This window comes from Pseudomonas sp. 2 (assembly GCF_056627435.1).
Genome location: NZ_JBWXNG010000008.1, coordinates 269863 through 279902 on the forward strand (window position 1 = coordinate 269863; position 10040 = coordinate 279902).

Annotated in this window: 11 protein-coding genes; 4 read left to right on the forward strand and 7 right to left on the reverse strand. The window is 60.6% G+C overall.

Annotation, left to right across the window (positions count from 1 at the left end; genetic code table 11):
* Positions 1 to 219: 219 nt before the first annotated feature.
* Positions 220 to 642, forward strand: coding sequence for an OsmC family protein (locus AC1MEK_RS16035; RefSeq protein ID WP_480397269.1), 423 nt, complete (start codon positions 220 to 222; stop codon positions 640 to 642).
* Positions 643 to 801: 159 nt separating this feature from the next.
* Here AC1MEK_RS16035 and coq7 read toward each other — a convergent pair whose 3' ends face one another.
* From coq7 to hemJ, 5 genes are all read right to left on the reverse strand, one after another.
* Positions 802 to 1449 (reverse strand): 2-polyprenyl-3-methyl-6-methoxy-1,4-benzoquinone monooxygenase, encoded by a 648-nt coding sequence (gene coq7, locus AC1MEK_RS16040; RefSeq protein ID WP_480397270.1) that lies wholly within the window; start codon positions 1447 to 1449, stop codon positions 802 to 804.
* A 128-nt stretch (positions 1450 to 1577) separates the two neighbouring features.
* Positions 1578 to 1916: a histidine triad nucleotide-binding protein gene (locus AC1MEK_RS16045; protein WP_480397271.1), complete on the reverse strand. Its 339-nt coding sequence runs from the start codon at positions 1914 to 1916 to the stop codon at positions 1578 to 1580.
* An 85-nt stretch (positions 1917 to 2001) separates the two neighbouring features.
* Entirely contained in the window at positions 2002 to 2787 is a 786-nt protein-coding gene (locus AC1MEK_RS16050) for an SDR family NAD(P)-dependent oxidoreductase (RefSeq protein WP_480397272.1), read from the reverse strand.
* A 56-nt stretch (positions 2788 to 2843) separates the two neighbouring features.
* The gene (locus AC1MEK_RS16055; RefSeq protein ID WP_480397273.1) at positions 2844 to 3779 is read right to left on the reverse strand and encodes a DUF805 domain-containing protein; all 936 of its coding nucleotides are present in this window, start codon (positions 3777 to 3779) and stop codon (positions 2844 to 2846) included.
* Between the two features lie 47 nt (positions 3780 to 3826).
* On the reverse strand, positions 3827 to 4249 hold the full coding sequence (hemJ, locus tag AC1MEK_RS16060; protein WP_480397274.1) for a protoporphyrinogen oxidase HemJ: 423 nt from the start codon (positions 4247 to 4249) through the stop codon (positions 3827 to 3829).
* Between the two features lie 133 nt (positions 4250 to 4382).
* Here hemJ and argC point away from each other — a divergent pair, with 133 nt between their 5' ends.
* Positions 4383 to 5417 carry an N-acetyl-gamma-glutamyl-phosphate reductase gene (argC, locus tag AC1MEK_RS16065; RefSeq protein ID WP_480397275.1) on the forward strand — a complete coding sequence of 345 codons (1035 nt, stop codon included), beginning with the start codon at positions 4383 to 4385 and terminating at the stop codon, positions 5415 to 5417.
* Positions 5418 to 5585: 168 nt separating this feature from the next.
* Positions 5586 to 5936, forward strand: coding sequence for an iron-sulfur cluster insertion protein ErpA (gene erpA / locus AC1MEK_RS16070; protein ID WP_480397276.1), 351 nt, complete (start codon positions 5586 to 5588; stop codon positions 5934 to 5936).
* A gap of 72 nt (positions 5937 to 6008) precedes the next feature.
* Here the strand turns inward: erpA and AC1MEK_RS16075 are convergent, their stop codons facing one another.
* Together AC1MEK_RS16075 and AC1MEK_RS16080 are read right to left on the reverse strand one after the other, a co-directional pair.
* On the reverse strand, positions 6009 to 7100 hold the full coding sequence (locus AC1MEK_RS16075) for an anhydro-N-acetylmuramic acid kinase (RefSeq protein ID WP_480397277.1): 1092 nt from the start codon (positions 7098 to 7100) through the stop codon (positions 6009 to 6011).
* Between the two features lie 3 nt (positions 7101 to 7103).
* Positions 7104 to 8549, reverse strand: a complete 1446-nt coding sequence (locus AC1MEK_RS16080) for a peptidoglycan DD-metalloendopeptidase family protein (protein ID WP_480397278.1) — start codon at positions 8547 to 8549, stop codon at positions 7104 to 7106.
* A gap of 212 nt (positions 8550 to 8761) precedes the next feature.
* On the opposite strand from AC1MEK_RS16080, the gene tyrS reads away from it, so the two are divergent.
* A complete protein-coding gene (gene tyrS / locus AC1MEK_RS16085) occupies positions 8762 to 9961 on the forward strand; it encodes a tyrosine--tRNA ligase (protein ID WP_480397279.1) in 1200 nt (399 codons plus the stop codon).
* Positions 9962 to 10040 lie beyond the last annotated feature (79 nt).

Sequence of the window (10040 nt, forward strand, 5' to 3'; positions counted from 1 at the left end):
TGTATCCCGTAAAAAACTGCGCCCTGAGGCATTCTTATAGGTATCGGCAGTATTTCCCATTTACCGCACCGAGGGAGAGGCAAATCGCCATTTTTTCCGAAAATTCCTACATTTGTGTCGCTTCTCGGCATCTCCGGACACACTCAGCGACAACTCCACCCTGTGCTAAGCTGGCCGCCTTTTTTCACGCATCGTTATTTGAGCAGGGGAGTCCTGGGGATGAAAGCGCGTATTCAATGGGCGGGTGAGGCCATGTTCCTCGGCGAGTCGGGCAGCGGCCATGTGGTCGTGATGGACGGCCCGCCCGAGAGCGGCGGTCGCAACCTGGGCGTGCGTCCCATGGAGATGGTGCTGATCGGCCTTGGCGGTTGCAGCAACTTCGACGTCGTCAGCATTCTGAAGAAGGCGCGCCAGCCGGTCGAAAGCTGCGAGGCGTTTCTGGAAGCCGAACGCGCCAGCGAAGATCCCAAGGTGTTCACCAAGATCCACCTGCACTTCGTGGTCAAGGGCCTTGGCCTGAAGGAAACCCAGGTCAAGCGCGCCATCGAGCTGTCTGCCGAGAAATACTGCTCGGCCTCGATCATGCTGGGCGCTGCGGGCGTCGAAATCACCCACGATTACGAAATCATCGAGCTGGGCTGATCGACACAAGCCCCGTAGCAGCACGGCTTGCCGGCGGGGCGGTGTATCTGTGACGAATGTGCCGTCTGACACACCGGCCCGCCGGCAAGCCGTGCTGCTACGGAGGCGTTTTTCCGCGATGGCCCCGCCAAACGGCGAAGGGCCAACCAAGCCTGATCGTCAGATCCGGTAGGTACTCTTGGTCATCACCTTGGCCAGCATGCTCATGCCGAACTTGACCGGCGCCGGGAAGCGGAATCCGCCGGCCTGGATCGCGCCTTCGGCGTGCTGCTCTTCATCGGTGCGCATCTGTTCGAGAATCGCCCGGGACTTCTCGTCCTCGATCGGCAATTGCTCGAGGTGCTCGTTCAGGTGCTTGCAGACCTGATCTTCCGTGGCAGCCACAAAACCCAGGCTGACTTTGTCACTGATCAGGCCGGCCACTGCGCCGATCCCGAACGACATGCCGTAGAACAGCGGGTTGAGCACGCTGGTATGGCTGCCCAGCTGACGGATGCGCTGTTCGCACCACACCAGATGGTCGATTTCTTCTTCGGCGGCGTGTTCCATCGCCTTGCGTACGTGAGGCAGCTTGGCGGTCAGCGCCTGGCCCTGATACAGCGCCTGGGCACAGACTTCACCGGTATGGTTGATGCGCATGAGGCCGGCGACGTGCCGGGTATCGGTCTCGTCCATCTTGGTGTCAGGCTTGACGATGGCAGGCGAGGGGCGATGGGAATGCGCGCTGGCAGGCAGCAGCGTCTTCATCGCAGCGTCGGCCTGCAGAAGGAAACGGTCGATAGGGGAGTAGTGACGTTCGGTAGCCATGGGCACCTCCGGATAAATCCACGGCGGCCAGTCTACCTCAATCAATGTGACGAGGCTTGTGCTGCGTCAACCCGCCCAGGCGCGTAATAGACGCCCGGCGGGTCGATGAAAAAGCTCGCAGGCCTGACTCAGCCCGGCGGCCAGGTCATCTGGCGCTTGCCCAGTACGTGCATGTGAATGTGATAGACGGTCTGTCCGCCTTTCTCATTGGTGTTCATCACCACGCGGAAACCGTCCTCGCAACCCTGCTCCTTGGCCAGGCGCTGCGCGGTGAAGAGGATGTGGCCCAGCAGGCCCTTGTCTTCTTCGGTCACGTCGTTGAGGGTGGCGATCTCTTTCTTCGGGATGACCAGAAAATGGATCGGCGCCTGCGGGGCAATGTCGTGAAACGCCAGCACTTGATCGTCTTCGTAGATGATCTTTGCCGGAATTTCCCGGTTGATGATCTTGGTGAACAGAGTAGTCACAGCCTTGTTTCTCCGTTTCAGTGGCAGTTGAGCGAGTGTACTGAGCGTGCAGGGCCACGCCCAGCCGTTTGTTGCGCAACGGTGGTCAGGCAGAGGTGCGCGACTTGAGCATCGAGCCCCAGATCTTGCGGGTCATCCAGCGTCCTGTCAGGCGCGGCATGCGGCTCATGAAGCGGTTGCGCCAGCCCGGCACGATGATCGCCCGGTTCTTGTCCAGCGCCCGGACGGTGTACAGCGCGATCTCTTCGGCGCTCAGGGTCTTGTCACTGGTGAACTTGTCGGCGTTCAACTGCGCTGTGCGGAAGAACGAGGTGCGGGTCGGCCCCGGGCAGAGCACCGAGATCTTCACCCCGGTCTTTTTCAGTTCCTCACGCAGTGCCTCGGAAAAATGCAGCACGTACGCTTTGCTGGCGGCATAGGTGGCCATCCATGGACCGGGCTGAAAACCCATGATCGAGGCGACATTGAGGATTTGGCCGCCGCCCTGCACGGCCATCAGATTGCCGACGGTGTGGCAGAGCCGAGTCAGCGCCAGGACGTTCAGGTCGAGCAGGTCCTGCTCCTGCGCCCACTCCTGCGCCAGAAACGGGCCGCTGTTGCCGATGCCGGCGCAATTGACCAGCAGATCTATCTGCCGCTCGCCTTCTTCCAGCTCCAGCAGAAACCCCGACAGCCGCAAAGGCTCGCCCAGATCGCAGGCGCGAAACAGCACTTCGACGCCAAAACGCTGGGTGAACTCGATGGCAATACTCTCCAGCATGTCCCGGTGGCGAGAGACCAGAATCAGATTGCGGCCACGGCGAGCCAGGGCTTCGGCCAAGGCCAGGCCAATGCCGCTGGATGCGCCTGTGACCAGGGCGTAACGGGTCATGCATTTCTCCCATGAGGTGTTGCAAGTGTTGAGACAGCATCCTTGCTGCCAGTCAGTTATTGGTCTTCGTCGTTGTCGGACGAATCGCTGGCGTCGGCGGGATCAACCGGAGCGGCCGGTTGTGCGGCGTCATCCGAGTCATCGTCATACGGCAGCGTCTGCTCATATTCGTCGGTGGTGGCTTCTACCGTGTTCTTGACCTTCTGCAGGCCACCCGTCAAACCTGCCACAAACACCAGCGCCAGGAACAGCAGCCACAGTGTGGCAAGGATTTTCACGCCAGTGGTGTTCTTCGGGGGGGGCGCGCCGTAGCGGTTTGGCCCCGCATTGCCGGGCACCACGCACATCAGGATCGGAAAGAAGCTGCCCACGAACGGCACCAGGTTGAGCAACAGCAGCCAGGCCGACCAGCCGGCGTCGTGCAGGCGCTGTGCGCCCATCATGATGCTGACGACGAGGAACGCCAGCAGCAGAATTGCGCCCAGCAGCCCGCCTGCCACCAGCGACAGGCTCAGCACATTGACGACCACCACGGCCGATACCATCGCGGCGAGGACCAGCGCCATGGACCACGCCAGGTAGCGCAACCGGCCGATGCGGCCCTGAACGGTGAACACGTTCAGCTCGCCCTCGGCCGGCCAGTTTTGGGTGACCGATGAGCGGGGTGGCGCGTAGGGCGATGCGGCGGGCTGGTAAGAGGGCTGGGCAGCGGGTTGTGCCGGGGCGGGCGCTTCAATTTCTTCCAGCGTCCAGGCGACCGGCTGTTCGGATTCGATTCGCCCTTCAACGCCGGCATCGTTTAACGCTTTGAGGTAGCGCTGGGCATCATCGCGGGTCAGGCCACGCTTGACGGTGACCGGCTGACCGGTGAACAACCGGTCAATGGCCGATACATCACTCTTGAACAGCTGCGCCAGATTCAGACGTGCCGTTTCAAGTTCCACACCCGTTCGCAATTGTCCTTCGAATACGATCTTGAACTGTTCGGCCATGGGCGGCTTCCTTGTCTTGGGTTAAATGCGTCTCTTGAAAACCGAGATCAGAACGGTTTTACGACGACCAGAATCACGATGGCCAGCAGGATCAGAACCGGAATTTCGTTGAACCAGCGATAAAACACGTGGCTACGGCCCTTCTCGCCACGGGCGAAGCGTTTGACCTGCGCGCCGCACATATGGTGATAGCCGATCAGCAGTACGACCAGGGTCAGCTTGGCGTGCATCCAGCCTTGCTGCAGAAATCCGGGGGTCAGTGTAATCAGCCAGATGCCGAACACCAGCGTGGCGATCATCGCCGGCCCCATGATTCCACGATACAGCTTGCGTTCCATGGTGCAGAAGCGCTCGCGGCTGACGTCGTCTTCGCTCATGGCGTGATAGACGAACAGGCGCGGAAGGTAAAACAGGCCGGCAAACCAGCAGACGATCGAAACGATGTGCAGTGCTTTTATCCACAGGTACATTTTTGCTTTTTCCAGGATCACGGTGGCGCAAATAGTAGTGGCTGGCGGGGCCGTACGTCACGTTCGCGGTTGTCCCGAGGGCGCTGCGCCCATATTATCAGCGGCTTTCCAGTGGTTTCGTTGAGGGCAGGTCATGGTCAAGGTCGGTATCGTCGGTGGCACGGGTTACACCGGCGTCGAATTGCTGCGTCTTCTGGCACAGCATCCGCAAGCTGAAGTGGTGGCGATCACCTCGCGCTCCGAAGCAGGTCTGCCGGTTGCAGACATGTATCCGAACCTGCGCGGCCACTACGATGGCCTGGCGTTCAGCGTTCCGGACGTGAAAATCCTCGGCGCCTGCGATGTGGTGTTCTTCGCCACTCCTCATGGCGTCGCCCATGCGCTGGCCGGTGAACTGCTGGCCGCCGGCACCAAGGTCATCGACCTGTCGGCCGACTTCCGTCTGCAGGACGCCGATGAATGGGCCAAATGGTACAACCAGCCACACGGTGCACCTGAGCTGCTGGGCGAAGCGGTCTACGGCCTGCCGGAAGTCAACCGCGACAAGATCAAGGGCGCGCGCCTGATCGCGGTGCCGGGTTGCTACCCCACCGCCACTCAACTGGGCTTCTTGCCACTGCTCGAAGCTGGCCTCGCCGACGCGACTCGCCTGATCGCCGACTGCAAGTCCGGCATCAGCGGTGCTGGCCGCGGCGCTAGCGTGGGTTCGCTGTATTCGGAAACCAGCGAAAGCTTCAAGGCTTACGCGGTGAAGGGCCATCGTCACCTGCCGGAAATCAGCCAGGGCCTGCGTCGCGCAGCCGGTGGCGATGTCGGTCTGACCTTCGTGCCGCACCTGACGCCGATGATCCGCGGCATTCATGCGACTCTGTACGCGACCGTGGTCGATAAATCGGTGGATCTGCAGGCACTGTTCGAAAAACGCTACGCCAACGAGCCGTTCGTCGACGTGATGCCAGCCGGCAGCCACCCGGAAACCCGCAGCGTACGCGGCGCCAATGTCTGCCGCATTGCGGTGCATCGTCCACAGGGTGGCGATCTGGTGGTGGTGCTGTCGGTCATCGACAACCTGGTCAAAGGCGCGTCGGGCCAGGCGGTGCAGAACATGAACATCATGTTCGGCCTGGACGAGCGTCTGGGCCTGTCCCGCGCCGGTATGCTGCCTTAACGGCAGCTACAAGTTGCAAGCTTCAAGCTGCAAGGGGTGGGCGCGCCGGCTTGCAGCTTGTCACTTGAAGCCTGCCGCTGCTCTCGCAATAGTTGACCGATTTTCTGGGAGAAGCGGATAATGCGCCCATTACGCATTATGACGGCTTAGCGCCGGGAGATATTGAGCATGAGCGTCGAAACCTTCACACCGGTGGCTCTGGAATTTACCCAGGGTGCAGCGCACAAGGTGAAAACCCTGGTCGACGAAGAGGGCAATGATCGCCTGAAGTTGCGAGTATTCGTGACCGGCGGTGGCTGTTCCGGTTTCCAGTATGGCTTCACTTTCGATGAAGACGTTGCAGACGATGACACCATCGTCGAGCGCGAAGGCGTGAGCCTGGTGGTCGACCCGATGAGCTTCCAGTACCTGGCAGGCGCAGAGGTGGATTATCAGGAAGGGCTGGAAGGCTCGCGCTTCGTGATCAAGAACCCGAATGCCGCGACCACCTGTGGCTGCGGTTCCTCGTTCTCGATCTGATTCCCTGCTGCAACCCTGATACACACAAAAACGCCGTGCAGATGCACGGCGTTTTGCGTTTCAGCGTATCTATTACGCCGGGTAGATCGCGCCCAGCACTCGCAGGCCTTTGGCGCCGGTCACGCTGGGGCGGTTGGCCGGTACGCTTTCCAGCGCGCAATGCGCCAGCCAGGCGAACGCCATGGCTTCGACCCAGTCAGGGTCCACGCCGAATTCGGCAGTGCTGGACACCTTGGTGTTGGGCAGCAGGGCGGCCAGCCGCGCCATCAGCGCCTTGTTGTGAGCGCCTCCGCCGCACACCAGCAGCTCCTTGGTCTGGGCCTGAGCCGATTGCAGCGACTCGGTGATGCTCAGCGCCGTCACTTCCAGCAGGGTCGCCTGAACGTCTTCCGGTTTGAGTGTCGGTAGCTGGAACATGTGGTGCTGAACCCAGCCCAGGTTGAACACTTCGCGACCGGTGCTTTTCGGGCCCCGGGTCTGGAAGAACTGGTCGCTGAGCATGGATTTGAGCAGGTCCGGGTTGACCGTTCCGCTGTCGCCCCATGCGCCGTCCTTGTCGTAGCTCAGGCCGCGCTGAGCCTGAATCCAGGCGTCGAGCAGCACGTTGCCTGGCCCCGAGTCGAATCCGGAAACCGGCTTGTCGATCTCGATCAGGCTGAGGTTGCTGAAGCCGCCGACGTTGAGGACTGCGCGGTAGTCCTTGTTATCGTCGAACAGCGCTTCGTGGAATGCAGGAACGAGCGGGGCGCCCTGGCCGCCAGCGGCGATGTCGCGCTTGCGGAAATCGCTGACGACGGTGATCCCGGTCAGCTCTGCCAGCAGCGCAGGGTTGCCGATCTGCACGGTGAAGCCGCGAGCCGGTTCGTGGCGGATGGTCTGGCCGTGGCTGCCGATGGCGCGAATTTCGCCGGCCGAGACGTTCTGCTTGTCCAGCAGCGCGAGCACGCCCTGTGCGGCCAGATGCACCCACTTCTGTTCGGCGATGCCGACACGGGCGATCTCGTCCGGGCCGCTGGCGCACAGGCCCAGCAGTTCGGCGCGCAGGTCATCGGGCATGGGAATGTAGTGAGTGCCGAGCAAGTGCGGTCGGTCACTCTGTTCTACCAGCGCGAAGTCGAGTCCGTCGAGACTGCTTCCGGACATTACACCTACATATAAAGTCATGGGTCAGCGCTTACTCGAGGCCAGCATGGTGGCCTTTTCCTGGTCCATGCGAGCCATCAGAGGTTGGCTCTCTTGCATGAACCGCTGTTTTTCGGACTTGGCGATCGGGTCTGCCATCGGCAGCTTCTGACCCAGCGGGTCGACGTGAACGCCGTTTACCTGGAACTCGTAATGCACATGCGGGCCTGTAGACAGGCCCGTGGTACCAATATAGCCGATGACCTGGCCTTGCTTGACGCTGCTGCCGTTTTGAATGCCTTTGGCAAAGCCCTGCATGTGGCCGTACAGCGTGCGGTAGGTTTCGCCGTGCTGAATGATCACGGTGTTGCCGTAGCCGCCGCGACGCCCGGCGAGGATCACCTTGCCGTCACCGGTGGCCTTGATCGGCGTGCCGCGCGGCGCTGCGTAGTCGATGCCCTTGTGAGCACGGATCTTGTTCAGGATCGGGTGCTTGCGGCCCATGGAGAACATCGAGCTGATGCGCGCGAACTCGACCGGGGTACGGATGAACGCCTTGCGCATGCTGTTGCCATCGGCAGTGTAGTAGTTGGTGTTGCCCTGTTTGTTGGTGTAACGCACGGCGGTGTAGGTCTTGCCGCGGTTGGTGAAGCGAGCGGACAGGATGTTGCCGGTGCCGACGGTCTTGCCGTTGACCACTTTCTGCTCGTAGATCACGTCGAATTCGTCGCCCTTGCGGATGTCCTGGGCGAAGTCCACGTCGTAGCCAAAGATGTTGGCCATGTCCATGGTCATGCTGTGGCTCAGACCGGCGCGTTGTGCCGACTGCGACAGGGAGTTGTTGATCACGCCGTGTACGTAGGCGGTGCGAACGTTGGGCTTGCTGACGTCGCGGGTGAACAGGTAGCCCTTCTCGGTTCTGGAGAGGCTGATGGTCTCCAGGTCGCTGAGTTTGCTGTGCAGTTGCTTGAGGTTGCCGTCAGGCGTCAGTTCGAACTGCAGTACCTGGCCGTTCTTCAACTGGCTGAACTGCTTGGCCTGTTTGTCGCTGGCGATGACTTCGTGCACGGCGGCAGGCGGCAGGCCGACTTTCTCGAACAGCGTCGAGAGCGTGTCGCCCTTGGAGACCACGATTTCCCTGTGATTCGGGTCCTTCGCGGCAGCTACCTTCTCGGCGGCAGGCTTGGCTGGAGTCGCTGACGGGGCAGGGGCTTCGGCGGTTTCTTCAGGTTCGTCGGCGCTGTTGTCGATTTGCGCAAACGGGGAAGCGGTGTCGTCTTCTGTGGCTTTTGCCTGATCTTGAGCGTCTTGTTGTTGCTTGAACTGATCAACCGGGGTGTCCAGCTCCAGCGCGATGTTGGTTTTCTTGGCTTCGACATCGCTGGATGGAAAGACTAGAAGCGCCAGGCTCAGCAGGGCCGCGATACCGCTGGCAGCTAGCAGATGGCTCTTCGGATAAAGCGGGGGCGCTTTAGGCGGAGTGTCGTTCATAAGTAATTTTGACTTTGAAAAAAGATGAAATGGAAAAGATGAATGACATGATGAAGATGAAATAACTGTATAAAATATAACCAAATCCTGCTTGAGGCAAGTCTGCGCGCGGATCGTTCCCTGATTCGTCGCCCTGCTGTGGGCAGAACTTGTATTTGGGTGGTGATCTTGTATCGTTGTTTCCCTTTGGAATAAGGCTTACGGGGCAGTGTATGAAGTCGGTTGAAGAGCAGTTGGCGCTGATCAAGCGTGGCGCGGACGAACTCCTGGTGGAGTCCGAGCTGGTCGCCAAACTCAAGCGTGGTCAGCCACTGCGCATCAAGGCCGGCTTCGACCCGACGGCGCCGGACCTGCACCTGGGCCACACGGTGCTTATTAATAAGCTGCGCCAGTTCCAGGACCTGGGGCATCAGGTGATCTTCCTGATCGGTGACTTCACCGGCATGATCGGCGACCCGAGCGGCAAGAGCGCCACGCGTCCGCCGCTGACCCGTGAGCAGGTGCTCGACTACGCCGAGACCTACAAGTCCCAGGTTTTCAAGATTCTCGACCCGGCCAAGACCGAGGTGGCATTCAACTCCACCTGGATGGATCAGATGAGCCCGGCGGACTTCATTCGCCTGTCTTCCCAGTACACCGTTGCGCGGATGCTCGAGCGCGACGATTTCGACAAGCGCTACAAGTCGAACCAGTCCATCGCCATCCACGAGTTCCTCTACCCGCTGGTGCAGGGTTATGACTCGGTCGCCTTGCGCGCGGATGTGGAGCTGGGCGGTACCGACCAGAAGTTCAACTTGCTGATGGGGCGTGAGCTGCAGCGCGCTTACGGTCAGGAAGCACAGTGCGTGCTGACCATGCCGTTGCTCGAAGGTCTGGATGGTGTGAAGAAGATGTCCAAGTCCCTGGGCAACTACGTCGGCATCCAGGAAGCGCCGGGCATCATGTACAGCAAGCTGGTTTCCATTCCGGATGCGCTGATGTGGCGTTACTTCGAGCTGCTGAGCTTCCGCTCGATGGATGAGATCAACGCGTTCAAGGCTGATTGCGAAGCCGGTGCCAACCCGCGCGACATCAAGATCAAGCTGGCCGAGGAAATCGTGGCTCGCTTCCATGGTGAAGAGGCTGCCGCTTCGGCGCACCGTTCTGCCGGCAACCGCATGAAGGAAGGCGAGCTGCCTGAGGATTTGCCGGAGATCGAAGTGGCGGGTGCTGAAGACATGCCGATCGCTGCTGTCCTTAATAAGGCTGGCCTGGTAAAGAACTCGGCGATCGCCCGCGATCTGCTGGCGTCCGGCGGTGTGCGCGTGGATGGTGAGGTCGTCGATCGCGGCTTCGTATTCAAGCTGGGCGCAACTCATGTATGCCAGGCCGGCAAGAAGGCGTTCGGTCGCGTCACGCTGAAGCAGTCTTAAGCTTCAAGCTATAAGCTGCAAGAAAGGGTAACGCGGCCTCTCTTGCAGCTTGCGGCTTAAAACTTGTCGCTGCTGTGAA